Origin of the sequence: Natronomonas gomsonensis (assembly GCF_024300825.1) — an archaeon.
Classification (GTDB): domain Archaea; phylum Halobacteriota; class Halobacteria; order Halobacteriales; family Haloarculaceae; genus Natronomonas; species Natronomonas gomsonensis.
Genome location: NZ_CP101323.1, coordinates 2,676,155 through 2,697,694, shown reverse-complemented (window position 1 = coordinate 2,697,694; position 21,540 = coordinate 2,676,155). Strand labels below are relative to the sequence as shown.

26 protein-coding genes and 3 tRNA genes are annotated in these 21,540 nt (G+C 65.2%); 17 read left to right on the top strand and 12 right to left on the bottom strand.

Translation table 11 applies throughout. The features are described from left to right. Nucleotides 1-125 precede the first annotated feature (125 nt). The 3 genes from NMP98_RS14375 to NMP98_RS14365 all read left to right on the top strand — a co-directional run bounded on the left by NMP98_RS14375 (nucleotide 126) and on the right by NMP98_RS14365 (nucleotide 2,458). A complete protein-coding gene (locus tag NMP98_RS14375; RefSeq protein ID WP_254858561.1) occupies nucleotides 126-554 on the top strand; it encodes a DUF2391 family protein in 429 nt (142 codons plus the stop codon). Nucleotides 555-619: 65 nt separating this feature from the next. After that, complete coding sequence (locus NMP98_RS14370) at nucleotides 620-1,912, top strand: PQQ-dependent sugar dehydrogenase (protein WP_254858560.1); 1,293 nt, start codon at nucleotides 620-622, stop codon at nucleotides 1,910-1,912. A 36-nt stretch (nucleotides 1,913-1,948) separates the two neighbouring features. Beyond that, complete coding sequence (locus NMP98_RS14365; protein WP_254858559.1) at nucleotides 1,949-2,458, top strand: hypothetical protein; 510 nt, start codon at nucleotides 1,949-1,951, stop codon at nucleotides 2,456-2,458. 6 nt (nucleotides 2,459-2,464) lie between these two features. On the opposite strand, the gene NMP98_RS14360 is transcribed toward NMP98_RS14365, so the two are convergent. Together NMP98_RS14360 and NMP98_RS14355 are read right to left on the bottom strand one after the other, a co-directional pair. Continuing rightward, nucleotides 2,465-3,394 (bottom strand): ferritin family protein, encoded by a 930-nt coding sequence (locus NMP98_RS14360; protein ID WP_254858558.1) that lies wholly within the window; start codon nucleotides 3,392-3,394, stop codon nucleotides 2,465-2,467. A 91-nt stretch (nucleotides 3,395-3,485) separates the two neighbouring features. After that, nucleotides 3,486-4,217 carry a GNAT family N-acetyltransferase gene (locus NMP98_RS14355; protein WP_254861329.1) on the bottom strand — a complete coding sequence of 244 codons (732 nt, stop codon included), beginning with the start codon at nucleotides 4,215-4,217 and terminating at the stop codon, nucleotides 3,486-3,488. A gap of 264 nt (nucleotides 4,218-4,481) precedes the next feature. On the opposite strand from NMP98_RS14355, the gene NMP98_RS14350 reads away from it, so the two are divergent. Continuing rightward, nucleotides 4,482-5,306, top strand: coding sequence for an FkbM family methyltransferase (locus NMP98_RS14350; protein ID WP_254858557.1), 825 nt, complete (start codon nucleotides 4,482-4,484; stop codon nucleotides 5,304-5,306). 213 nt (nucleotides 5,307-5,519) lie between these two features. Here NMP98_RS14350 and NMP98_RS14345 read toward each other — a convergent pair. The 3 genes from NMP98_RS14345 to NMP98_RS14340 form a co-directional block, all read right to left on the bottom strand. Then, nucleotides 5,520-5,593 (bottom strand) — tRNA-Phe (locus NMP98_RS14345). Between the two features lie 73 nt (nucleotides 5,594-5,666). Beyond that, complete coding sequence (locus tag NMP98_RS19470) at nucleotides 5,667-5,792, bottom strand: hypothetical protein (protein ID WP_255453959.1); 126 nt, start codon at nucleotides 5,790-5,792, stop codon at nucleotides 5,667-5,669. 58 nt (nucleotides 5,793-5,850) lie between these two features. Continuing rightward, a tRNA-Val gene (locus tag NMP98_RS14340) sits at nucleotides 5,851-5,922 on the bottom strand. 105 nt (nucleotides 5,923-6,027) lie between these two features. On the opposite strand from NMP98_RS14340, the gene NMP98_RS14335 reads away from it, so the two are divergent. From NMP98_RS14335 to NMP98_RS14320, 4 genes are all read left to right on the top strand, one after another. Further along, complete coding sequence (locus tag NMP98_RS14335) at nucleotides 6,028-6,573, top strand: DUF192 domain-containing protein (RefSeq protein WP_254858556.1); 546 nt, start codon at nucleotides 6,028-6,030, stop codon at nucleotides 6,571-6,573. A 46-nt stretch (nucleotides 6,574-6,619) separates the two neighbouring features. Then, nucleotides 6,620-7,144, top strand: coding sequence for a DUF192 domain-containing protein (locus NMP98_RS14330; RefSeq protein ID WP_254858555.1), 525 nt, complete (start codon nucleotides 6,620-6,622; stop codon nucleotides 7,142-7,144). A gap of 56 nt (nucleotides 7,145-7,200) precedes the next feature. Further along, nucleotides 7,201-9,129 (top strand): ABC transporter ATP-binding protein, encoded by a 1,929-nt coding sequence (locus NMP98_RS14325; RefSeq protein ID WP_254858554.1) that lies wholly within the window; start codon nucleotides 7,201-7,203, stop codon nucleotides 9,127-9,129. A 78-nt stretch (nucleotides 9,130-9,207) separates the two neighbouring features. Further along, nucleotides 9,208-10,080 carry an ATP-grasp domain-containing protein gene (locus tag NMP98_RS14320; protein WP_254858553.1) on the top strand — a complete coding sequence of 291 codons (873 nt, stop codon included), beginning with the start codon at nucleotides 9,208-9,210 and terminating at the stop codon, nucleotides 10,078-10,080. Nucleotides 10,081-10,136: 56 nt separating this feature from the next. Here NMP98_RS14320 and NMP98_RS14315 read toward each other — a convergent pair whose 3' ends face one another. Further along, nucleotides 10,137-10,514 (bottom strand): Hsp20/alpha crystallin family protein, encoded by a 378-nt coding sequence (locus NMP98_RS14315; protein WP_254858552.1) that lies wholly within the window; start codon nucleotides 10,512-10,514, stop codon nucleotides 10,137-10,139. 73 nt (nucleotides 10,515-10,587) lie between these two features. Next, nucleotides 10,588-11,604 carry a type II glyceraldehyde-3-phosphate dehydrogenase gene (locus NMP98_RS14310; protein ID WP_254858551.1) on the bottom strand — a complete coding sequence of 339 codons (1,017 nt, stop codon included), beginning with the start codon at nucleotides 11,602-11,604 and terminating at the stop codon, nucleotides 10,588-10,590. A gap of 91 nt (nucleotides 11,605-11,695) precedes the next feature. Here NMP98_RS14310 and NMP98_RS14305 point away from each other — a divergent pair, with 91 nt between their 5' ends. Further along, nucleotides 11,696-13,237, top strand: coding sequence for a long-chain-fatty-acid--CoA ligase (locus NMP98_RS14305; RefSeq protein ID WP_367997240.1), 1,542 nt, complete (start codon nucleotides 11,696-11,698; stop codon nucleotides 13,235-13,237). A gap of 45 nt (nucleotides 13,238-13,282) precedes the next feature. Then, on the top strand, nucleotides 13,283-14,269 hold the full coding sequence (locus NMP98_RS14300) for an aminopeptidase (protein ID WP_254858549.1): 987 nt from the start codon (nucleotides 13,283-13,285) through the stop codon (nucleotides 14,267-14,269). Nucleotides 14,270-14,316: 47 nt separating this feature from the next. On the opposite strand, the gene NMP98_RS14295 is transcribed toward NMP98_RS14300, so the two are convergent. Further along, a complete protein-coding gene (locus tag NMP98_RS14295) occupies nucleotides 14,317-14,496 on the bottom strand; it encodes a hypothetical protein (protein ID WP_254858548.1) in 180 nt (59 codons plus the stop codon). Nucleotides 14,497-14,604: 108 nt separating this feature from the next. On the opposite strand from NMP98_RS14295, the gene NMP98_RS14290 reads away from it, so the two are divergent. The 4 genes from NMP98_RS14290 to NMP98_RS14275 are packed head-to-tail and all read left to right on the top strand — an operon-like array spanning nucleotide 14,605 to nucleotide 17,612. After that, nucleotides 14,605-15,255 carry an HVO_0476 family zinc finger protein gene (locus tag NMP98_RS14290; protein ID WP_254858547.1) on the top strand — a complete coding sequence of 217 codons (651 nt, stop codon included), beginning with the start codon at nucleotides 14,605-14,607 and terminating at the stop codon, nucleotides 15,253-15,255. A gap of 4 nt (nucleotides 15,256-15,259) precedes the next feature. Next, a complete protein-coding gene (locus NMP98_RS14285; protein WP_268105276.1) occupies nucleotides 15,260-15,919 on the top strand; it encodes a protein-L-isoaspartate(D-aspartate) O-methyltransferase in 660 nt (219 codons plus the stop codon). Between the two features lie 22 nt (nucleotides 15,920-15,941). Continuing rightward, nucleotides 15,942-16,850, top strand: coding sequence for a class I SAM-dependent methyltransferase (locus NMP98_RS14280; RefSeq protein WP_254858546.1), 909 nt, complete (start codon nucleotides 15,942-15,944; stop codon nucleotides 16,848-16,850). A gap of 21 nt (nucleotides 16,851-16,871) precedes the next feature. Further along, a complete protein-coding gene (locus tag NMP98_RS14275; protein WP_254858545.1) occupies nucleotides 16,872-17,612 on the top strand; it encodes a protein-L-isoaspartate O-methyltransferase family protein in 741 nt (246 codons plus the stop codon). Between the two features lie 6 nt (nucleotides 17,613-17,618). Here the strand turns inward: NMP98_RS14275 and NMP98_RS14270 are convergent, their stop codons facing one another. Then, entirely contained in the window at nucleotides 17,619-18,068 is a 450-nt protein-coding gene (locus NMP98_RS14270; RefSeq protein ID WP_254858544.1) for a DUF7382 domain-containing protein, read from the bottom strand. 106 nt (nucleotides 18,069-18,174) lie between these two features. On the opposite strand from NMP98_RS14270, the gene NMP98_RS14265 reads away from it, so the two are divergent. From NMP98_RS14265 to NMP98_RS14255, 3 genes are all read left to right on the top strand, one after another. Beyond that, entirely contained in the window at nucleotides 18,175-18,534 is a 360-nt protein-coding gene (locus NMP98_RS14265) for a fluoride efflux transporter FluC (RefSeq protein WP_254858543.1), read from the top strand. Then, nucleotides 18,522-18,875 (top strand): fluoride efflux transporter FluC, encoded by a 354-nt coding sequence (locus tag NMP98_RS14260; RefSeq protein ID WP_254858542.1) that lies wholly within the window; start codon nucleotides 18,522-18,524, stop codon nucleotides 18,873-18,875. Before NMP98_RS14265 ends, NMP98_RS14260 begins: the two co-directional genes overlap by 13 nt. Before the next feature lie 144 nt (nucleotides 18,876-19,019). Next, entirely contained in the window at nucleotides 19,020-19,988 is a 969-nt protein-coding gene (locus NMP98_RS14255) for a fumarylacetoacetate hydrolase family protein (protein ID WP_254858541.1), read from the top strand. Here NMP98_RS14255 and NMP98_RS14250 read toward each other — a convergent pair. The 3 genes from NMP98_RS14250 to rpsJ form a co-directional block, all read right to left on the bottom strand. Continuing rightward, nucleotides 19,985-20,578 (bottom strand): HalX domain-containing protein, encoded by a 594-nt coding sequence (locus tag NMP98_RS14250; RefSeq protein ID WP_254858540.1) that lies wholly within the window; start codon nucleotides 20,576-20,578, stop codon nucleotides 19,985-19,987. The two genes, NMP98_RS14255 and NMP98_RS14250, sit on opposite strands and share 4 nt — an antisense overlap. Nucleotides 20,579-21,015: 437 nt before the next feature. After that, a tRNA-Ala gene (locus tag NMP98_RS14245) sits at nucleotides 21,016-21,087 on the bottom strand. Between the two features lie 143 nt (nucleotides 21,088-21,230). Then, the gene (gene rpsJ, locus NMP98_RS14240; RefSeq protein ID WP_156709892.1) at nucleotides 21,231-21,539 is read right to left on the bottom strand and encodes a 30S ribosomal protein S10; all 309 of its coding nucleotides are present in this window, start codon (nucleotides 21,537-21,539) and stop codon (nucleotides 21,231-21,233) included. Between the last annotated feature and the right edge of the window lies 1 nt (nucleotide 21,540).

Sequence of the window (21,540 nt, the reverse complement as noted above, 5' to 3'; positions counted from 1 at the left end):
CGTCGGGGCCGTGATGCGAGAGGAGATACCCCCGCGTTTCCGACAGGGCGGCGCGAATTCCCGCTCGGTCGACCATCGCCGCACACAACGGAGCCGTTTTACTTATCGCTGCCGACGGGGTGAGTATGCGTCGCATTCGGCCTCAAGGGCGGTTCCGACTCGCCGACTCGGCCCAGCAAGTCGTCGGCGGGTTCCTGCTTGCCGGCCCGTTCGTCGTCACTGAGGAGGTGTGGACGCTCGCACGCGACATGAATTCCTTTCAGTTGCTTCTGACGGTTACCATCGTCTTCGCCATCGGCTATGCGGCGCTGTACAAAGCCGCCGGCCGCGACCCGGACGACGACAGGGACCTCGCGGGCGTTCCTACCCGATTTCTCTCGTTGATGCTGGTCTCTTACGGTTCCGTCGCGATTCTCGCAGTGGCGTTCGGCGCCCCCGGGACCTTTCTCGATGACCTCGTCGGCGTCGAGATGGTTGTCGTCACGCTGCGCGCCATCGCCGTCGGCGCGGTGTTCAGCGTCGTCGGCGCCGCGACCGCCGACTCCGTGTTCTGAGACCTCGGGGGAGGAACGTTCGCCGGTGGGAGAGAACGTATCCGTCTCGCCCCCCGATGGCGGGTATGCATCGGCCGACGCGACGGGAGTTGCTCGCCTGTGGTGTTGCCGGCCTGACGGCGACCGCCGGCTGTTTCGCGGGCGAGGCTGACGAGTACCCGACCGGCGAGGGCGAAACGACGTGGCCGGCGACGCCGACGTGGGACCCGGCCGAGAGGTCGCCGCTGGACGCCGAGGTGACGGCGACGACCGCCGTCGAGAACCTCTCGATTCCGTGGGATTTGACCTTCGCCGGCGGCGAGGCGCTACTCACCGAGCGAACCGGCGGCGTCCGACGGTTCGAGGCCGAGACACTAGCGACGGAGTCTGGCTTGCAGCCCGACGACGCAACGACCGTGCTCTCGGCGAGTGACCTCCCCGACCGAACCGGCCCCGGCGAGGGCGGGACGCTCGGTATCGCCACCCACCCACAATACCCGGACCCGCGGACACTGTTCGTCTACTACACCGCCGCCGACGACCTCCGGAACCGGGTCATCCGCTATGACATCGACGCCGACGAAGTCTCGGCTGTCGTCGACGGGATTCCGGCCAACGACTGGCACAACGGCGGCCGCATCGAAGTCGGTCCCGACGGCCACCTCTGGATACTCGCCGGGGACGCACAGGAAGGCGCAGACATCGCACAGGACCCCGATTCCCTCGGCGGCGCTGTGCTTCGGGTGACCCTTGACGGCGACCCCGCACCCGGAAACCCCGACTTCGGGGCGGGCGGTGACCCCCGAACGTACACGCTCGGCCACCGGAACCCACAGGGTATCGCGTTCACGCCGGACGGCGAACCACTGGTCGCCGAACACGGGCCGCTGAACCGCGACGAGGTGTCGGCGTTACGCCCCGGCGCCAATTACGGCTGGAACGTCGCCCGCGGTGGCCCCGGCGGCGTCCAGTACAACGCCTACGGCGAGAGCGAGGCGTTCACGCCGCCGCTTCTCAACACCGGCGCCGATACGACGTGGGCACCCTCCGGCAGCACGTTCTACACCGGTGACGCAATATCGGCGTGGCACAACCGGTTGTTCGTCGCTGGCCTGCGTTCCCAGACACTGTTCTGTGTGACTCTCGACGCCGACGGAGCAGACCCCGACGGGGGAAGACGCTTCGATGCGGACTGGCTCGACGACCGCTACACCGCGACCGCACACCGGCTGTACGACGGCGAGTTCGGCCGCCTGCGCCACGTCGAGGAAGGTCCCGACGGCGCGCTGTACCTGCTCACCTCGAACCGCGACGGTCGGACGCTCACCGACTTCCCAGTCGAGTCCGACGACCGAATCATCAGAATCGAGCCGACGTGAGCGGGGCTATTTGTCGGTTCGACACGAAGCGGTGGTGTGTTCCGAAACGCGAGAGAGACAGGGCCGGTCGTGTTGGTCCCGCTGGCGTGGGCGTTCGTCACCGCCGCCCACCTCGGCATCGTCGACTCGTATACCCTCTTCGTCGCCCACGTCGTGATGAGCGTCCTGCTCGCGGCCTTCGCCGTCGCGTCGTGGCAAGAGATGAGCGAAGGGGTGCTGTGGGCCTGGCGAACCGTCATCGCGGTGGGGTTCCTCATCACGGTGGCCGGAACGGTCGGGTTTCGCGTTGAGGGTCCCGCGAGAGCGCTGTTTTCGGTCGCGCTGTACGGCTGGATGCTCCTGCCCGCCATCGGGTTCGTCTACACCGGACGGCGCGTGCGAGCGGGTGCGTGGATTTATTTCGGCGGGGCGGCGCTGTGCGGTCTCGGTGCGGCCGGATACGCGACTGGGGTCGCCACCGGAACCCAACCCGCGCTCGCGGCGTCACTCGCAGTCGTCGGCGTCGGGCAAACCGCGGGCATCGCCGACGCCGTCTACCGGTACTGAGTCGCCTCAGTCGCCGACGCCTTCCAGTTCGGTGAGGGATTCGAGGTCCGGCACGTCCTCGGCGGCGTCTTTGATTTGCTCCATTCGCTGGAGGTGTTTTTCGGTGGCGAACTGCTGGAGTTCCTCGGGACTCGGCCCGATGTCCTCGCGGTACTCCTCGTCGGGGTTGGCGGCGATGCCGTCGACCAACGGCAGGAGTTCGTTGACCGTCTCGTCGAGCAACGAGGGGTCGACGTCGCCCTCGGAGACGAGTTCTTTGAGTTTCGCCATCCCGAAGCCGACGTGTCGGCCCTCGTCCTGTCGGATGAGCGTAAAGCCCTCGTATAGCCCGGGCAGGTGCGGAAGGTCGGGATGGTTGTCCTTCGAGTACGCCTGTTGGAGACCGTAGTAGCCGGTCTGGGCGAGGATGCCCTCGATGACGAGGTGGTAGTGACAGTACGCGCGTGCGAAGTTCTCCGGCGTCGGCTCATCGAGCAGTCGGTGCATCGCTTCCTCGTTGCGCTCGAAGAGGTCGTCGTATGCCTCGTTGAACCACTTCTCGTCGGTCGGCGAGGAGGTCTCGAAGCCGAGTTCCTCCTCGACGGGGTGGATGACCTCCCGCCAGTAGCGGTCGAAGTGGTCGGTGTGTTTGCCCTCCTCGTACAACTGCGTCGTGATGAACAGTTGGTCGTCGATGTCGTCGAGTGCCGTCGCAAGCGGCGCGAGGTCCTCGGTGACGGCCTGCTCGCCGGCACCGAAGCGGGCCACACCCATCCGGAAGTTGTCGAGTCGCTCTTCGGCATCGGGTACGGACTGCAGGGACTCGACTAGCGCCTCGCGGTCGGCCTCGAGGTCGATATCGAAGGGATCCCAGTGTCGTTCAACAGCGTTGCGGTAGTATCGGGTCCCACGACTCTCCCGGTCGAGTTGTAGGTGTCGTGTGCTATCTATATTCATGGTTCTCCATGACGTTTCACACGAATCAGTATAGAGGTTACACCCCGCACTGAAGGCCCATTCAAGAGGTGCCGCATCGAGAGGATGGCGCTCAGAACGTGTACGCCAGCATCACTTCGTCGACGTGGTCGCCGTCGATGGTGTAGTGGTCCTTGCGGACGCCCTCGGTCTCCCAGCCGTGGTCTTCGAGGAAGACGATGGCCTCGTCGTTGGTCGTCGGGACGCTGTTGTACACCTTCCGGTAGCCGTTGGCCTCCGCCCAATCGAGGGCGCGTTCGAGCAGTCGGCTCCCGATGCCGTTGTCCTGGTAGTCTCCGCGGACGCCGACGGTGAGTTGAGCGGTGCTCTGGAGTTTATCGACCTGCGGCAAATCGAGGTGTGCCCACCCGACGACGTCGCCGTCGACGGTGGCGACGAAGAACACCCGCGATTCGACGCTGTTGTGTCGCGTCACAGCGTCTTCGTACAGCAGTTGCTCGGCGATGGACTCGGCGACGACGTAGGTGTCTTTCGCCGTCACGTCCCGGATGGTGTCGATGAGTCCATCGAAATCAGACTGCTTGGCCGGTCGAATCGTGTACTCGACGTCGCCGGCGGTGTAGGACTCCACCGACCCCACGTCGAGAGCGACCTGTAGCGTCCCGCCATCGTCTTCGAGATACCCCCTCGATTCCAACTGTTCGAGCGCCTCGCTGAACTCCTCGGGCGGCAGCGACGTGACCTCTCGAACCCGATGTCGCGCTGCAGTGCCGTGCCGTTCGACGTACTGGTAAATCTCCTCTCCGGCCTCCGTTTCGAACGTTGGCCGCTCGGACGTCTCCATGTTCGGGCCGACGGGGGAGACGTACTTCAGTTCTTGGTTCATGGTACCGTAAAACATGATACTCCGACGGCCGCCCGTTCCAGCGGCCGTACGGAACGCCATCGCGACCTCAGTCGTCACCGCCGAAGGACAGCGACTCCGAAGACGCGCCGAAAGAGAGCCTCGCCGCCGCCATCGCTGCCGAGGCCATAGCGGGAAACTGACGCCCAATCCAGTCGTCCGTATCCGACGCATGACTTTATTTTCGGGTGGGTTTCGAGAAGTATGGGCGGACATTCGCTCCTCGATTCGGTCCGGTCGTGGCTGTATCGGCCGAGGCTGAAAGACGCCGTTCACCGGGTCGGCATCGACGCCCACCTGAGAACGCTGTACGTGACGCTGTACCGACTCCGATACGGAGAGACGATTACCGTCGAAATCGACCACACAACGGCTGACGTTGGAATCGAAAGCGCCGCCGAGTTGGACAACGTCGTTAGCATCTCCGGGAAGAAGCGACCCGTCGCCAGAACCATCGTCGACGAACTGAACGAAGACGACGTGTTCTGGGACGTCGGCGCGAACGTGGGTACCTTCTCCTGCATCGCCGGCGACGTACTGGAGGACGGCCACGTCGTCGCCTTCGAACCGTACCCGCCGAACGTCGAACGACTGCGACGCAATCTCCAGCGAAACGACGTTTTCCACGACGTGGAGTCGCGCGCGCTCTCGGACGGCGAGGGGGAACGGACGTTCTTCGTGATGAGAACCGACGAAGTCGGGTCGAGAGAAGGCTCCATCGAAGAAGAGTACGCAACGACCGACGACGCGGTTGGGACCATCACCGTCGAGACGACGACCGCCGACCGGACGGTCGAGTCCGGAGCGTATCCACCGCCGAACGTCGTCAAAATCGACGTCGAGGGAGCAGCCCCTGACCTACTGGCAGGGATGGAGGCGACACTCGACCGCCCAGCGTGCCGATTGCTCGTCGTCGAACCGCACGACAACGAAGCCGTCATCGAAAGGACGCTCGAAGACGCGGGCTTTCGAACCCGACGGCTTCGGGTCGGTGGGTCGAGTAGAATCGTCGCCGAACAATCAGAGTGACGCCACGGCTTTTCACTTCTCACGTCGTTCGCAGGGAGTGCCGCCTCCCGGATTGTGAACCTTGCCGAGACAGTCCGGGGTGCTCGCTTCGCTGCGCTCCCGGGCTGTGACTCGTCTTCCGGCTTCCCGCTCGCTTCGCTCGCGGAAACGGGGACAGCTCAATCTTCAGTCGAGTACAAAAGCTACTCAAATGGAAATCGTGTAGAATCCGAATGCCGCCTCCCGGATTTGAACCGGGGACAGCTCGATCTTCAGTCGAGTGCTCTCCCAGTCTGAGCTAAGGCGGCTTGCAGACGCAACGACGCCGACGCTATCAAAAAGGGTTTCGAAAGCCGGCGCGGCGATGAGACTGAATCGAGGCTAGATGAGGAACACGTCTGCGGAGTCGAACGTTCGGCCACAGTCGCCGCATTCGTACTCCATCCCATCGATGGATTCCAGTCGTCCGCCACACTCCGGGCAGTCCGAACCGGCACGTCCTGACATACTACGTGGTGGGTCGTGGCGGCGCATAGGCCTTTCGCGGCGACGACCGTTCGAAAAGTGGGCACGGATGGAATCGAACCATCTTCTCGTCCTTGTAAGGGACGCGTCATAGCCACTAGACCACGCGCCCGCACTCGGCCGAAACCGGCCCGTAGAGTTAACCCTTGCCTTCCGCGCCGGCCGGTCGTCGCCGGTGACGGAACGTTTAGGCACGTTCCGTCCCGAGGGAGGGGAAATGACGCGACACCGGACGTGGGCACTCGCCGTTGTGGTCGTCACCGCCGCCCTCGGCGGCTGTGTCGGCCCGTTCGACGCCGGCGGACAGTCGACGGCACCGACGGCAACGGACGACCCGACGCACACTGCGACGCCGGTTCACAGCAGTTACGCCCAGACGACCGTCACGGTACAGGACGGCGACGGCGACGCCGAACTGGGGGCCGTCGAGGCCACCATCGCCGACAACGGGTCGCTCCGATACACCGGGTTGAGCAACACCGAATCGCTGCCGGAGAACCGCGGGATGTTGTTCGTCTTCGACTCCGAACGGGATTTGACGTTCGTGATGCGGGAGATGGACTTCGCCATCGACATCGTCTACATCGATTCCAACGGGACGATAACGTCGATTCACCACGCGCCCGCACCGGGACCGAACGAGGACGGCAACGACCAGGAATACTCCGGCCGCGGACAGTACGTCCTCGAAGTGAACCACCACTGGACGACCGACCGTGGCGTCGAAGCGGGCGACCAGGTCGCCTTCGAGTTGCCGGAGTGAGGGTGCGCCGGCACGCTTTTCGCCCGCCGGGCCGTGCGTCGGCGTGATGGACCGACGCCGTCTCGGCTACGCGCTCTCGGCGGTCGTAGTTCTCGCGTTGCTCGTCTATCTCGGCTTTGCGATGGGCGTGTTCGCCTCACTCTTGGCCGGCTACGACGCCTCGAATCCGGCGGCATCCGGCTACGAACACACCGAGGTGACCGTCGTCGACGCCGACAGCGACGAGGTGTTGGGTCGAGTCGACGCCGCCGTCGCCGACACCTTCTCGAAGCGCTACGTGGGTCTGAGCGACACCGAATCGCTCGACGACGACCAGGGAATGCTGTTCGTCCACGACGGCGTCGCCGAGCGAACCTACGTGATGCGGGAGATGGAGTTCGGCCTCGATATCGTGTTCGTCGATTCCGACGGGACGATTACCGAAATCCACGAGGCACCCGCCCCGGCCCCCGACGAGGACGGCAACGACCAGCAGTACACCGGTACGGGGCAGTACGTCCTCGAAGTCAATCGCGGGTGGACCGACGAGCGCGGTGTCGAGGTCGGTGACCGACTCGTCTTCGAGGTGTAGCGGCCCGTCCGGCCGATGTGCCAAGCGTTATGCTGACCGAAGAGTCAGTTTTAGTAATGGCGGAGAGTGCCGTCGGGGCCGACGAGGACGACCCCTTCGAGGAGCAACGGGAGAACGCGGAGAACCCGATGAGCAGGCTGTTCGCCGAGTACGGCCGACCGAACGCGTTGCAGGTGACCGTCGGGGTTCTCGCGAGCATCTTCGCGCGACTGCTCGATTTGCTGCCACCCATCATGCTCGGGTTGGCCATCGATTCGGTCTTCGGCGAGCAGGCGTTTTCGCTGTGGCTCGTCCCCGAAGCGTGGGTACCAACCGACGAGTGGACGCAGTTTTGGGTCGTCATCGGCATCATCGCCGGCGCGTTCACTCTCGGGGCGGCGTTCCACTGGATTCGCAACTGGGGGTTCAACTCCTTCGCACAGAACATCCAACACAGCATTCGAACGGATACCTACGACACGATGCAGCGGTTGAACATGGATTTCTTCGCCGACAAGCAGACCGGCGAACTCATGTCCATTCTCTCGAACGACGTCAACCGCCTCGAACGGTTCCTCAACGACGGCCTGAACTCCGTGTTCCGGCTGTCGGTGATGGTACTGGGTATCGGTGGCGTCCTCCTGTACTACAACTGGCAGTTGGCGCTCATCGCGTTGCTTCCCGTGCCGCTCATCGCCGGCTTTACCTACCTGTTCATCCGCATCATCCAGCCGAAGTACGCCCGCGTCCGCTCTTCGGTCGGGAAGGTCAACTCCAGACTGGAGAACAACCTCGGCGGGATTCAGGTCATCAAATCCGCAAACACCGAACCCTACGAGTCCGATCGCGTCGACGACGTGTCGATGGAGTACTTCGACGCCAACTGGGACGCAATCGAGACCCGCATCAAGTTCTTCCCCAGCCTCCGACTGCTCGCGGGCATCGGCTTCGTCGTCACGTTCATCGTCGGCGGGCTGTGGGTGTTCACCGGCACCGCCCCCGGCCCACTCTCCGGCGAACTCTCGGTCGGGACGTTCGTCGTCTTCATCCTCTTTACCCAGCGGTTCATCTGGCCGATGGCGCAGTTCGGACAGATTATCAACATGTACCAGCGGGCCTACGCCTCCTCCGAGCGCATCTTCGGACTGATGGACGAACCCGACCGCCTCGAAATCGACCCCGACGCCGAACCACTGGCGGTCGACGACGGGCGCGTCGAGTACGACGACGTGACCTTCGGCTACGACGAGGAGGAGGCCATCATCGAGAACGTCGATTTCTCCGTCGAGGGCGGCGAGACGCTCGCTCTCGTCGGCCCCACGGGCGCCGGCAAGTCGACGGTACTGAAACTCCTCCTTCGACTGTACGACGTCGACGAGGGCGCAATCCGTATCGACGGACAGGACATCCGCGACGTGACCCTATCCTCGCTGCGACAGCACATCGGCTACGTCGGACAGGACACGTTCCTCTTCTACGGCACCGTCCGGGAGAACATCACCTACGGCACCTTCGACGCAGACGAGGAGGCCGTCGTCGAGGCCGCCAAGGCCGCCGAGGCCCACGAGTTCATCGAGAACCTCCCCGACGGCTACGACACGATGGTCGGCGAGCGCGGTGTCAAACTATCCGGTGGCCAACGACAGCGCATCTCCATCGCCCGGGCCGTCCTCAAGGACCCGGACGTGCTCGTCTTAGACGAAGCGACAAGCGACGTGGACACCGAAACCGAGATGCTCATCCAGCGGTCGCTGGACCGACTGACCGCCGACCGAACGACCTTCGCCATCGCCCACCGCCTGTCGACGATCAAGGACGCCGACACCATCGTCGTCCTCGAAGCCGGCGAAATCGTCGAGCGCGGGACACACGGCGACCTGCTCGAAGAGGGCGGCCTGTACGCCCACCTCTGGGGCGTCCAAGCCGGCGAAATCGACGAACTTCCCGAGGAGTTCATCGAACGGGCGGCGGAACGGCAGGCCCGCACCGACGCCGACGACGACTGACGGCCGACCATCGACGGCCGACCGCCGACGACCCGCCGGAAGCCACGTATTCAAGTCCGCCGACACCCATCTCGGGATATGCTCCGGCTCGCGGTCGCGACCGACGCCGAAACACTCGAACGGATTCGTGACCCGCTCGCCGAACGCGACATCGAGGCGACGTACGTCCCGACGAGCGAGCGCGCCCAACCGCTCGGTGAACCGCTCGCCGACGAGGCGTTCGACGCCGGGTTCGTCTTCCCCTCGCGGCTGATGGAGGGCGGCGTCGCCGACGCCATGCTGGACGTGCCGTGGGTCAACGACCGGGAGGCCATCCTGCGGAGTCGGAACAAGGCCGGTGCACTCGCCCGTCTCGACCGCGCCGGCGTTTCCACACCCGAGTCGGTGTACGTCTCGAACCCCGCCGACAACTCCGAACTCCGGGCGGCCTTCGAGCGGTTCGACCCACCGGTCGTCGTCAAGCCGAACTCGACGACCCGCGGCGTCGGCATCGCCAAAGCGGGCGATCTCGATTCGTTCTTCGGATTGTGCGATTACCTATCCTTGGTCCACGACTACCGCGCGACCGGCGACCGGTCGTTTCTCGTCCAGGAGTACCTCCCCGACGCCCGCGACTATCGGGCGATGGTCGTCGACGGCGAGTGCGTCGGCGCCGTCGAGCGCCGCCTCCCCGAGGCCGAGCGAGCGGCAGGCCGCTGGAAACACAACGTCCACCGCGGCGCCGTCGCCGAGGGCATCGAGTTGCCGAAAGAACACCGCAAGCTTGCCGAAGACGCCGCAGAAGCACTCGACATCGACTGGCTCGGCGTCGACATCCTCGTCTCGGGCGACCGCGCGGTCGTCAACGAGACGAACGCCCGCCCGACGGTCGATGCGGCGACGAAATACGAGGCGGAGTTCTACGAACGCCTCGCCGCCCTCATTCGTCGGACCGCACATCGGGACCGGTGATGTACTGGTCGCTTCGATGCTCGAAGCGAGAGAAACGAAACCCAAGCGTCGGGGCCTCAGTCGAGGTCGATGTTCGCGGAACTGCCGGTTCGGTCGAGCGTGATTTCGAGGATGCCGTTGTTGAACGTCGCCGACGCCGAGTGTTCGTCGACGCGGGCGGGGAGTTCGATGCGCTCCTCGTAGTCGCTGGTGTCCGTCGACGCGGAGATGGTGACGTGGCGGCCGTCACATTTGATGTCGATGTCCTCCTTTCGGACGCCGGGCATGTCCGCGACGACTCGGAGTTCGTCGTCGGTCTCGTAGATGGAGACGTGGGCGTCGCTACCGAAACCGGCGTTACCCGCCGCGCTCACGCCGCCCGTCATCTCCTCCATCATTCGCTCTATCTCGCTGAAGATGTCGTCGAAGGGGTCGTCGCGGTCGTCACGGCGCATACCCGTCGGTATGTGAGTCGCCATCAAAAGCCTTCTGTCGAGGGCAGAAATCGATATCCGACGAGGACGGCGGTTAGAAACCGACACCCATCGTCTCGTTGGTGCGCTGGATGGACTCCTCGGCGTCGGCGGTCCCCAGCACCGCACGGATGGCGTCGACGTTCTCCGGCACCACGTCGGACTCCTGGTGAATCGCCTGGAACAGATACAGGTCGTCGCCCTCGACGCTTATCGACTCCGACCAGATGCAGTTCTCCCAGATGTCCGCACGGGGCCGACCGCGGTCCATCGCGTACTCCTTCAGTTTGCCGGCGCCGTCGATGTCGTAGGACTCGGGGACGAGGAAGGTTCGGGACTGAGCGTCGAGCAACTCCCGAACATCCTCGGCGTCGGGAGCGTCCTCCAGCGTGACGTTGACCGAGTGGGTGTGCATCAGCGTGGCGGGCACCTTCAACCCGAGCGTGTCGATAGCGAGGTCGGGGAAGATGGTGTTCACGTCGGGACCGTGGTGGGAGGGGAGACTCACCGGGTTCGGCAGGATGTCGTTGATGGGTCCACGACCAGTCTGGGCGGGGTCGCCGCCGCGTCGGACCAGGGTGACGCGGGCCTTCTCGACGCCGTACTCCTCCTGTAGCGGCGCGAGCAACCGCGAGAGACCGGTCGTGTTACAGGAGACGACGCGGACGTGGTCTGCGTCGGCGGCCTCCTCGAAGTTGCTCCGGGCGTTGAACGAGACGTCGACGAGGTCGGCGTCCTCGCCGCCCTGATACAGCGCGGGCGTGTCGTGGGCCTCGTACAGCGACTTGTTCTCGGCGCCGATGCCGGAGGGGCAGGCGTCGACGACGATGTCGGCGGCTTCGACGAGTTCGTCGACGGTGCCGGCCAACTCGATTCCGGCTTCCTCGAACAGGTGAACGCGGTCCTCGATGGCAGCGTACAGCGGATAGTCGTTCTCGACGGCGAGTTCCGCCTCGTGGTTGGGGCGGGTCTTGGCGACGCCGACCAACTCCATGTCGGGTTGGAGCGCGACGGCGTCGGCAACGCGTTTGCCGATGGTTCCGTAGCCGTTGACCGCGACCTGAATGCTCATACCTCCGGGTCGTGTGCCGACGGGAATAACCGTTTCTCTCCACGCCGCAGGAGGTCGTCGGGCGAAGCGTTAACACGGCGGAGTCTGTGGGTTGAGTATGCATCCCACGATAGCAGATACACTGGAACTCAGCGCCGAGAAGTACCCCGAGAAAGAAGCGCTGGTGTATCCGCGACGCGACCGCCGCTACACGTTCGCGGAACTCGACGAGCGTGCCGACCGGCTGGCAAACGCCCTGGCGGACCTCGGCGTCGAGAAGGGCGACCGCGTCTCGACGATGCTGTACAACGGTTCGGAAATCATCTGTACGGTGTTCGCCTGTGCGAAACTCGGTGCGGTGTTCAACCCCCTGAACTACCGCCTACCGGCCGGCGAGGTCGAGTTCATCTGCAACGACGCCGAATCGCGCGTCCTCATCTACGAAGACGACACCCGCGAGGCGGTCGAAGGCGCCCGCGAGAACCTCGAAACCGTCGAGGAGTACGTCTTCATCGAAGAGGACTCCCCCGACGACACCCACGACTTCGATGCCATCATCGAGGCGGCCCCGGCGGAGACACCCGACACCATCGTCGAGGAAGACGACGTGTACGCGTTCATCTACACCTCGGGGACGACGGGTCGGCCGAAGGGCGTCGTCCACGAGCACCGCGATATGGTCGAACACAACCTCATCTGCGTCGCGGAGGGCGGCCTCCGGAAAAACGACGTGGGGCTGTCGGCGCTGCCGCTGTATCACTGCGCGGAGTTACACGCCGCCTTGTTCCCCCGGATTCAGGTGGGGGCGAAAAGCGTCGTCCACCACGAGTTCGACCCCGTCGCTGTGCTTCAGGACATCGAGAAACATGACGTGTCGGTGATGTTCGCCGCGCCGACGGCGTGGAACGGACTGGCTCACGCCGCCGAGGAGGTCGACGCCGACACCTCCTCGCTCCGACTCGGGATGTACGGCGCCTCGCCGATGCCGAAGGAGGTACTCGACGCCTGCATGGAGCAGTTCTGTGACGACTACCTCCAGGCCTACGGCATGACCGAAATCGGCCCCTGTGGAACGTTCCAACACCCCGACGAACAGATACCGAAACAGGGGTCGGCCGGGAAACCCGCGCTGAACCACGATGTCCGGGTCGTCGAACCCGACGGCGCGCCGGATGCCGAGGTCGAGCAGGGCGACATCGGCGAGATACTGTTCGCCGGGCCGTGTACGATGCGGGAGTACTGGAACCGCCCGGAGGCGACCGCAGACTCCCTCCGGGAGGAAGGGGGCGTCGAATGGTACTACTCCGGTGACCTCGGGTATTTCGACGACGACGGCTACCTCTACGTCGTCGACCGCAAGGACGACATGATAATAACCGGCGGCGAGAACGTCTATCCGACCGAAGTCGAGGACGTTCTCTTTTCGCATCCAGACGTAGTCGAGGCGGCGGTCGTCGGCGAACCGCATCCCGAGTGGGGCGAAGCGGTCGTCGCCTACGTCGTCGGCGACACCGACGCCGACACCCTGGAGTCGTTCGTCCTCGACAGCGACGACCTCGCGGACTTCAAGCGGCCGCGTGAGTACCACTTCGTGGAGGAACTGCCGAAGAACCCAAGCGGGAAAGTCCAGAAGTTCAAACTCCGCGAGGAGTAGTCCGCGAAGCCAATCCTTTTCGTCGTCTCGGCCGCAGGTCGGGACATGAGCGATTCGGACGTACTCGACATCGAAGACCCGGAGGCCGTCGCCGCGGCGGCCGAGACCGCCGTCCAGCAGTGTCTCGCCGTCGACCCCGACGAGAGTTGCGTCGTCGTCACCGACGACAAACGCCAGCCCATCGGCGAGGCGCTGTACGACGCCGCCCTCGAAGCCACCGACGACGCCGTCATCGTCCGGTACCCGCCGGGACCACAGCACGGCGCGGAGCCGCCGGAACCGGTCGCAGGCGCGCTGCAATCGGCCGACACCTTCCTCGCGCCGACGACGAAGAGTCTCAGTCACACCCGCGCGCGCTCGGATGCGACCGACGGCGGCGCTCGTGGCGCGACGCTGCCGGGCATCACCGAGGAGGTGTTCACGACGGGGTTGGACGCCGACTACGACGCCATCGCCGCCGAGTGCGAGGCGATGCTCGAAACCGTCGAGGGCGCCGATGAAATCCGCGTCACCTCGCCGCAGGGCACCGACATCACCTTCGAGTTGGGTGACCGCGTCTGGAACGACGACACCGGCATCGTCCACGAGTCGGGCGACTTCTCGAACCTCCCGGCCGGTGAGGTGTTCATCAGCCCCGAATCCGCCGACGGCACCTACGTCGTCGACGGCACCATCCGACCACACGGCTTGCTCGACGAGGGACAGACGGTCACCTTCGAAGTCGAAGACGGCTACGTCACCTCGATTGGCGACGACGCCATCCGCGCCGATGTCGAAGAGGCCGCCGAGCAGGTGGGGCAGAACGCCTACAACATGGCCGAACTCGGCATCGGAACGAACATCGGTGTCACCGACCTCGTCGGCAGCGTCCTGCTGGACGAGAAGGCCGGCGGAACCGTTCACATCGCGCTGGGCGACGACGCCGGTATCGGCGGCGACAACGACGCCCCCATCCACCTCGACGGCATCCTTCGGGAGCCGACGGTGTACGTGGATGGGGAGGAAGTGGAACTTCCTCAGGTCGAGCGGTGAAACCGCGAGACGGGGAGAAAATCGAACTTCCGACCGTCGAGTGACGCTCAGAATCGAGCGTACCAGAATAGCCCCGCGAGAACGACCACCAGCAGGACGAGAAAGCCGACGAACAGCGCGACCGCGTCCGGGAGGACCGTCCCGAGGACGGCTCCGATGGAGACGAACCCGATGGTGGCGAAGGCGTAGAACAGGTACATCCGAACCGCCGATTCGGCGAGCGTCACGGCGCCGAACGAGACGGCCGAGGAAATAATCCTACCGACGGGTCACCGTCGAAGCCTCGTCACCGCCGGAGCCACGCGCTTATACGTCCGCGCCGTCAAGTGCGGCCAATGAGTCAACAGCGCGTCGCGGTTCGGTGCCCCTCCTGCTCGCCGGCCGACGAGACCGCCCACGAGGTGCTCAACCACGGTGGGCAGGCCACGGTTCGATGCAGCGAGTGCAGTCACGTTCACAAGACGACCATCGAGGAGGAGTCACGCGTCGACCGCCGGGTCATCGTCTCCCAGGACGACGAATCGACTGAGGCACGCGTCGAAGTGCCGCCGGAAGAAGAGCTATCGACGGGCGACGAGTTCCTCGTCGAAACCGACGAGGCGATTCTCACCGCACGTATCACCTCCATCGAGACGACGGAGGGCGCCCGCGTCGACGAAGCCACTGCAGAAGACGTGAAGACGCTGTGGACGCGTGCGGTCGGCAACGTCGCGGTGAACCTGACGCTGCACCCGAAAGACGGCGGCCACGACGAGACTCGGAGCGTGAAGATACAGGTACCCGGCGACGAGGAGTTCATCGTCGGCCGAACCCACGAGTACGGCGGCGAGGAGTTCACCGTCGAGCGCCTGCTGGTCCGGGAGGACGCCACCGACTACTATCGAGAGGGATACGACCACGGCGGCGACGCGGCGCTCGCGAAGGACCTCAAGCGAGTGTACGCCCGAGACGAGAACTCCACCCAGCGGGCGTGGTCGGCCTGGTAGGACCGTGTTCCGACGCGACGATGACGCCGATGCGGATTTCGAGACGCGGCGAGAGCGGATGGTCGAGGCACTCGCCGAAAGCGGTCGCATCGAACGCGAGTCGACTATCGAGGCGCTGAAGGCCGTCCCGCGACACGAGTTCGTCCCACCCGAGCGCCGGGGGAGCGCCTACGCCGACCGACCGCTTCCCATCGGTAACGACCAGACCATCTCCGCGCCGCACATGGTGGGCATCATGTGCGACAGACTCGCCTTGAGCGAAGGCGAGGCGGTGCTCGAAGTCGGTACCGGCTGTGGGTATCACGCCGCGGTCACGGCCGAAATCGTCGGCGACGGCAACGTCTACACCGTCGAGTACGTCGAATCGCTGGCCGAAGACGCGCGAAAGCGACTCGACGACCTCGGGTACAACGTTCAGGTCCGCGTCGGCGACGGCCACGACGGGTGGCCCGAGTACGCCCCCTACGACGCCGCGTATCTCACCTGTGCCGCCCGTGAGTTGCCCGAAGCGGTCCTCGAACAGCTCCGGGAGGGTGGTCGCTTGCTCGCGCCCGTCGGTGAGCGCCGACAGCGGCTCGTCCGCGCCGTCAAACGCGAGGACGGCATCGACCGCGAAGAGTTCGGCGGCGTCCGGTTCGTCCCGATGCAGGGCGGCGATTCTTGAGGCCGGAACGCGAAGTCGGCGTATGCCAACGCAGGACCGAAGCGAGCCGCCCTGGCGCGAGATAGCGTTGCTGTGGGCGGCCCGCCGCTGTGGCGCCCTCGAAGCGCTGTCGACGACCGCGGGAGCGCCCGAAGCGGTCGCCGACGCCACCGATATCGACCCCGAAGCGGCCGAGCGTCTCGTTGCCGCGCTGCAGTCGCAGGGCTTTCTCACCCGCGTCGACGGGGAGTGCGAACCCACCAACCGCTTGCTTGGCTTTCTAACGAAGACCGACCTCCGCTCTATCGGCCGCCTGCCCGCCGAGTTGGACGCCTTCGGGCGGTGGGTCGCGCTGCCGGAGACGCTGGCCGGTCGAGCGGTTCCGGAGCAGCCAGACGAGTTGCGGAACGAACTCGGCAAAGAGGCTGCCGCCGACGAAGTCTGTCTGCGCTCGGAGGTGACGACCGCGGTCCACGCCGCCCCGGACGGCGACAGCGTCGTGGTGGTCGGCGACGGAGCGGGCCGCCGTGCCGTCGAGTTCGCCCGCCGTGGCTGGTCAGTGACGTTGCTGGACAGCGAAGCCCGAATCGATGCCGCCGAACCGCTGCTTCGTCGGGAATCCATCGACCTCCGTCGCGGCGATGGAACCGAGATACCAACGTGTGACCTCGTGGTCGGCGTCGAAACCCTGAGTCGCCGGGACAGTGACAGTGCCACAGACCACGTCGCGGCCGCGGCCGCCGCGGCATCTACGGTCGTCTTCCTCGACACCTTCGATGGCGAAACGCCCGGAGCCGCGTTGGTCGATATCGACCGACTGGCGGCAGGGGAGGGTCGCGTACACGGAATCGGAGCGACCCGCTCGTGGCTCGAAGGGGCGTTCGACGACGTATCCGTCGAGGCGGTGCCGTCGAGTCGGCGCTCGGCGCTCATCGGGCGCTCGATTCAATAGGCTCCGGCCCCGATTTCGAGTATGGACCCGGCGGTGCTCCGCGACGACATGGTCGACAGCCTCGAACACGAGGCCAAGGCCGTCGTTCGCTCGGAGACGGTCAGCGTCGCGATGCGGGAAGTGCCTCGTGAGCCGTTCGTCGACGACGAGGCGGCCGCCTACGCCGACCGCTCCTCGGAGCGCTACGGAACGCGCGTGCTCTCCCCGAGTGCGGCGGGACGACTGTTGGAGGCACTCGCCGTCGACCCCGACGACGACGTGTTGGTCGTGGGCTGTGGCGTCGGATATACCGCCGCCGTCATCGCCGAGATTGTCGGCGAGGCGAACGTCCAGGCCATCGACATCACGCGCCGCCTCGTCTACGAGGCGCGGTCGAACCTCGAACGCGCCGGCTACCCTGGTGTACTCGTCGACCGTCGCGACGGCGCCCGCGGACTCCCCGACTACGCACCCTACGACCGAATTCTCCTCGAAGCCGCCGCTATCGAACCGCCGCGGGCGCTCCTGAACCAGTTGGCCCCCGAAGGACGACTGGTCATGCCCCGAGGCACCGGAACCCAGGAACTCGTCGCCGTCGAGGGCGAGGAGGCCGTCGCCGAGTTCGGCACCGTCGCCTTCCAGCCGATGTTGGTCGAAGGCGAGCAGGCCGACACCGTCGAGCGCAACCGAACCCACCGCGAGGACCGCGAGCACGCCCGCCGGGCCGCCGAGCGCCGGAAGGGCTGGGAGCAGTCGTGGATAGACTGGGACGACCGACTCTGAAGTGGCCTACTTTTCGACCACCAACAGCGCCGTGTTCTCACGTCTGTCGGCGTAGTCGCTACCCGCGGGCGGTTTGATGTCGAAGACGACGGTGCCGTCTCGCTGGTTCGGCCCCAACTCGGGGTCGATGTCGAACTTCGCGGTGCCGTTCTCGTCGGTCTTCGCCGTCGCGACGCCGTCGAGCCGTGCTGACCCGCCGCGGGCGACGACGGTGGCATCGGCGACGCGCCCCCCGTCGGGGTCGACGACCGCCACCGAGACGGAACCGTTGTCGGGCGTCGTGACCTCCGGCGTCGGCCGAACGTCGAGTTCCGTCACCGCGAGTCCGGAAATACCCGAAATCATGCTCATCATCACCGAGAGGCTGGCGACGCCGACGACGAGTGCGATAACGAGGCGAACCGGCAGTCCCTCGATACCGCGTTCGTCCTCGCGTAGCCGTGTTGCTCTGAACATGGGGCGTCTGGCCTCGGTATCGTACATAAACCGCCGGGTCGCCGGAACCGCAATCTCGGCCATCGGAACCGCAAGACCCCTGTAGGTCCCGGGCGCAGCGTCGCCCATGCAACCGCGGGCGGCGGCGCTGGTCGCGGCGGGCGGGTTCGTCGGTGCGGTGAGTCGACACGCCGTCGCCGTCGCGTTGCCGACAGCGTTTCCGTGGGGGACGCTCGCGGTCAACGTCGTCGGCGCGTTTCTGTTGGGGATGGTCGTCTACGAGACGCTGCATCAGGGGCGACTCTCGGTGGCCGCTCGGACGTTCGTCGCGACCGGGTTCCTCTCGTCGTTCACCACCTACAGCACGTTCGCCAGCGAGACGGTCGGACTCACGCCGACGCTGGCGGCGGCCAACGTCCTCGCCAACTACGCACTCGGCGGCGTGGCAGTCCTGCTCGCACGAGAGGTGGTCCGGTGGCGCTCGTAGCGGCGCTTGCGGTCGGCATCGGCGGGTCGGTGGGGGCGCTCGCACGGTACGCCATCGGGAACGCAATCGAGCAGCGGGGCCTCGACACGTTCGCCGTGAACGTCCTCGGCAGTTTCGCACTCGGCGTCGTTCTCGCAGTCGGCCTCGGAGACACCGCAAGGCTGGCCTTCGGCGTCGGCTTCTGTGGGGCGTTCACTACGTTCTCGTCGTTCGCCGTCGAGAGCGTCCGACTCGCAGAAGACGAAAACGTCGAGGTCGCAGCCGTCTATGCGGCCGGGACGCTCGTCGCCGCTCTCCTCGCGGTCGCTCTCGGAAGCGAAATCGGTGCCACCGTCGCGTAGCTGCCCCGTCGACCGGGCGAAAGTATAGGTCCGTTCGCACGCGCATAGGGGTATGTTCGAGGATGCCACACCGGTCAGCATCGGCACCGAAGACGCCAGCGCCGCCTGGGTCCGTCCCGTCGCCGTCTTCGAGGGGGGTGCGGCATGAAACTCGCTTCCTTCGAAGTCGAAACGCCGGTCGGAACACGACAGCGCGTCGGCGTCCGCGACGAACACGGTGCGCTCGTCGACGTGACCGCCGCCTACGCCGCCGACCTCAACTCGCGGGGGGAGGCCGACCCCCTCGCCGTCGCCGAAACCCACGCTCCACCCGAAATGTCGACGTTCCTCCAGCGCGGTGAACGGGCCTTCAACGCCGCCCGCGACGCCGTCGCGTTCGTCCGTGAGACCGACGCCTCGGAAGGCCCGACGGGCGGGCAACTCCGGTTCGACCCCGCCGACGAGGGCGTTCGACTCCTCGCACCGCTACCGCGGCCGAACTCGATTCGGGACTTCATGGCCTTCGAGGAACACGTGAAGAATAGCCTCGGCGAGGAGCCACCGCAGGTGTGGTACGACACCCCGGTCTACTACAAGGGCAACCCCGACAGCGTCGTCGGACCCGGCGAGGAGGTAGCGTGGCCGAGTCACTCCGAGCAACTCGACTACGAACTCGAAATCGCCGCCGTCATCGGCAAGGAGGGAACCGACATCGACGCCGCCGACGCCGAGGAGTACATCGCCGGCTACACCGTCTTCAACGACTTCAGCGCCCGGGACACCCAAATGAAGGAGATGCAGGGCCGCCTCGGCCCCGCGAAGGGAAAGGACTTCGCCAACGCCTTCGGCCCGTTTCTCGTCACGACCGATTCCTTCGACCTCTCCGAAGCGCGCATGACCGCCGAAATCAACGGCGAGACGTGGTCCGACGGCGTCGCTGGCGAGATGTATCACTCCTTCGCGGACATCGTCGAACACGTCTCACGCGACGAGACGCTGTACCCCGGTGACGTACTCGGCAGCGGTACCGTCGGCGAAGGCTGTGGCCTCGAGTTGGGACGGTTTCTCGAAGAAGGCGACACCGTCACACTACACGTCGACGGACTGGGGACGTTGGAGAATACCGTTCGCTAAGCCGACCTATCGGCGTTCAATTTCCGCAGCTGTACCTCGAAATCCCGTGTCGAAAGCTCCTCGGCCGTGCTGTCGAGGTCCGCCCGCAACGCCTCGACGCGTTCGGTGAGATCGCTGTAGGCATCGCTGTTCTCCAGTTCGTGTTGGCTCTTCTGGGACTGCAGCGCCGCCCGCTTCGAGGCAAGCGAGAAGAACTCCTGCAGTTGGTTGTCGTAAGCCGACCGGGAGAGCAACGACTCGACGACCCCGACGAGGTCATCGCGCCGAATCGGCTTGACGATGTACTCGTCGAACCCCATCTCGATGATGTCGAAATCAGGTTCGACGGCCGTCACCATCGACACCCGGCAGTCGTACTCCGACTCGCGAATGTGTTCGAGCACCTCGTCGCCCGACACCTGTGGCATCAGGCGGTCGATGAGCGCCACGTCGACGTCCTCGTCGAGAGCGTCGAGCGCCTCCTGGCCGCCGTAGGCCGTTCGAACGTCGTACTCCTGGGAGAGCCACGCCGTGTATAAATCGGCAAGGTCCCGCTCGTCGTCGACGACGAGTACCGTCGCCGTTTCGGTCGTCTCCGTATCCGTCCCCATACTGACCCCAACGAGATACAACAAAATAGCCGTTGGGGCTGTTTTCTCGCTCTGAGAACGGCCGTTTCGCCTCCAAGACGCCTTTCTCAACTGCACCTACAGACGGAATAAATAAGCCACAATATAAATACTTCTCAACTAACAGGCAGTATCGCTAACACGGGTCGACTGCATTATACGAGCGGGCGGCATTTCCATCCACCCACCCACAAACCGGCCGAGGGAATCTCGGCTGGTACACTGCCGCCCTACGTGTGCGACGCGAACTCTAGTTGCTAGGACAAAATTATGCCCTTGTCGTGATTTCGACACCGTCGACGGGTTCTCACCTGATGAATGAAACAGTCAAAACGGGACTCGCCGGGGCTGAGCGAAGCCTTCGGCTTCGCGAAGGTCGGCGAGTGCAGTGACTGAGCGAACGTAGTGAGCGAAGGAAATGGACTCGCCGGGATTTGAACCCGGGGCCTCTTCCTTGCGAAGGAAGCGATCTGCCGCTGATCTACGAGCCCTCGACAGTCGATTATCGGTTCGGTCGTTTGTACCTTCTGTTTCGCACTCGGGAAAGCGACCGGGAGCGGTCGCGCGTGAGTGCTGCGGCGGGCGGTGTGGAAGACGCGTGGCGTCTTCCGACCCTCGCGAACGGGGGTTCGCGTTAGTCCTCGAGGACGATCTCGATGGAGACGTCGTTCGGGACCTGAATCCGCATCAGCTGGCGGAGTGCGCGTTCGTCGGCGTCGATGTCGATGAGTCGCTTGTGGACGCGCATCTCCCAGTGTTCCCACGTCGCGGTCCCTTCTCCGTCGGGGGACTTACGCGCCGGGATTTCCAGCTTCTTCGTCGGCAGCGGGACCGGTCCCGACAGCGTCACGCCGGTTTTGTCGGCGATTTCGCGAACGTCGTCGCAGATGTCGTCGAGGTCCTCGGGTGCCGTGCCCGCGAGGCGAACGCGTGCCTGTTGCATG

What these genes read in the sequence shown, in the direction of transcription:
- NMP98_RS14350 (WP_254858557.1), top strand. Translation starts at nt 4,482, where the DNA reads ATGGGCGGACATTCGCTCCTCGATTCGGTCCGGTCGTGGCTGTATCGG.
- NMP98_RS14330 (WP_254858555.1), top strand. Translation starts at nt 6,620, where the DNA reads ATGGACCGACGCCGTCTCGGCTACGCGCTCTCGGCGGTCGTAGTTCTC.
- NMP98_RS14255 (WP_254858541.1), top strand. Translation starts at nt 19,020, where the DNA reads ATGAAACTCGCTTCCTTCGAAGTCGAAACGCCGGTCGGAACACGACAG.
- NMP98_RS14325 (WP_254858554.1), top strand. Translation starts at nt 7,201, where the DNA reads ATGGCGGAGAGTGCCGTCGGGGCCGACGAGGACGACCCCTTCGAGGAG.
- NMP98_RS14320 (WP_254858553.1), top strand. Translation starts at nt 9,208, where the DNA reads ATGCTCCGGCTCGCGGTCGCGACCGACGCCGAAACACTCGAACGGATT.
- NMP98_RS14360 (WP_254858558.1), bottom strand. Translation starts at nt 3,394, where the DNA reads ATGAATATAGATAGCACACGACACCTACAACTCGACCGGGAGAGTCGT.
- NMP98_RS14265 (WP_254858543.1), top strand. Translation starts at nt 18,175, where the DNA reads ATGCAACCGCGGGCGGCGGCGCTGGTCGCGGCGGGCGGGTTCGTCGGT.
- NMP98_RS19470 (WP_255453959.1), bottom strand. Translation starts at nt 5,792, where the DNA reads ATGTCAGGACGTGCCGGTTCGGACTGCCCGGAGTGTGGCGGACGACTG.
- NMP98_RS14275 (WP_254858545.1), top strand. Translation starts at nt 16,872, where the DNA reads ATGGACCCGGCGGTGCTCCGCGACGACATGGTCGACAGCCTCGAACAC.
- NMP98_RS14315 (WP_254858552.1), bottom strand. Translation starts at nt 10,514, where the DNA reads ATGCGCCGTGACGACCGCGACGACCCCTTCGACGACATCTTCAGCGAG.
- NMP98_RS14310 (WP_254858551.1), bottom strand. Translation starts at nt 11,604, where the DNA reads ATGAGCATTCAGGTCGCGGTCAACGGCTACGGAACCATCGGCAAACGC.
- NMP98_RS14355 (WP_254861329.1), bottom strand. Translation starts at nt 4,217, where the DNA reads ATGGAGACGTCCGAGCGGCCAACGTTCGAAACGGAGGCCGGAGAGGAG.
- NMP98_RS14375 (WP_254858561.1), top strand. Translation starts at nt 126, where the DNA reads ATGCGTCGCATTCGGCCTCAAGGGCGGTTCCGACTCGCCGACTCGGCC.
- NMP98_RS14280 (WP_254858546.1), top strand. Translation starts at nt 15,942, where the DNA reads ATGCCAACGCAGGACCGAAGCGAGCCGCCCTGGCGCGAGATAGCGTTG.
- NMP98_RS14335 (WP_254858556.1), top strand. Translation starts at nt 6,028, where the DNA reads ATGACGCGACACCGGACGTGGGCACTCGCCGTTGTGGTCGTCACCGCC.
- NMP98_RS14370 (WP_254858560.1), top strand. Translation starts at nt 620, where the DNA reads ATGCATCGGCCGACGCGACGGGAGTTGCTCGCCTGTGGTGTTGCCGGC.
- NMP98_RS14270 (WP_254858544.1), bottom strand. Translation starts at nt 18,068, where the DNA reads ATGTTCAGAGCAACACGGCTACGCGAGGACGAACGCGGTATCGAGGGA.
- NMP98_RS14290 (WP_254858547.1), top strand. Translation starts at nt 14,605, where the DNA reads ATGAGTCAACAGCGCGTCGCGGTTCGGTGCCCCTCCTGCTCGCCGGCC.
- NMP98_RS14250 (WP_254858540.1), bottom strand. Translation starts at nt 20,578, where the DNA reads ATGGGGACGGATACGGAGACGACCGAAACGGCGACGGTACTCGTCGTC.
- NMP98_RS14300 (WP_254858549.1), top strand. Translation starts at nt 13,283, where the DNA reads ATGAGCGATTCGGACGTACTCGACATCGAAGACCCGGAGGCCGTCGCC.
- rpsJ (WP_156709892.1), bottom strand. Translation starts at nt 21,539, where the DNA reads ATGCAACAGGCACGCGTTCGCCTCGCGGGCACGGCACCCGAGGACCTC.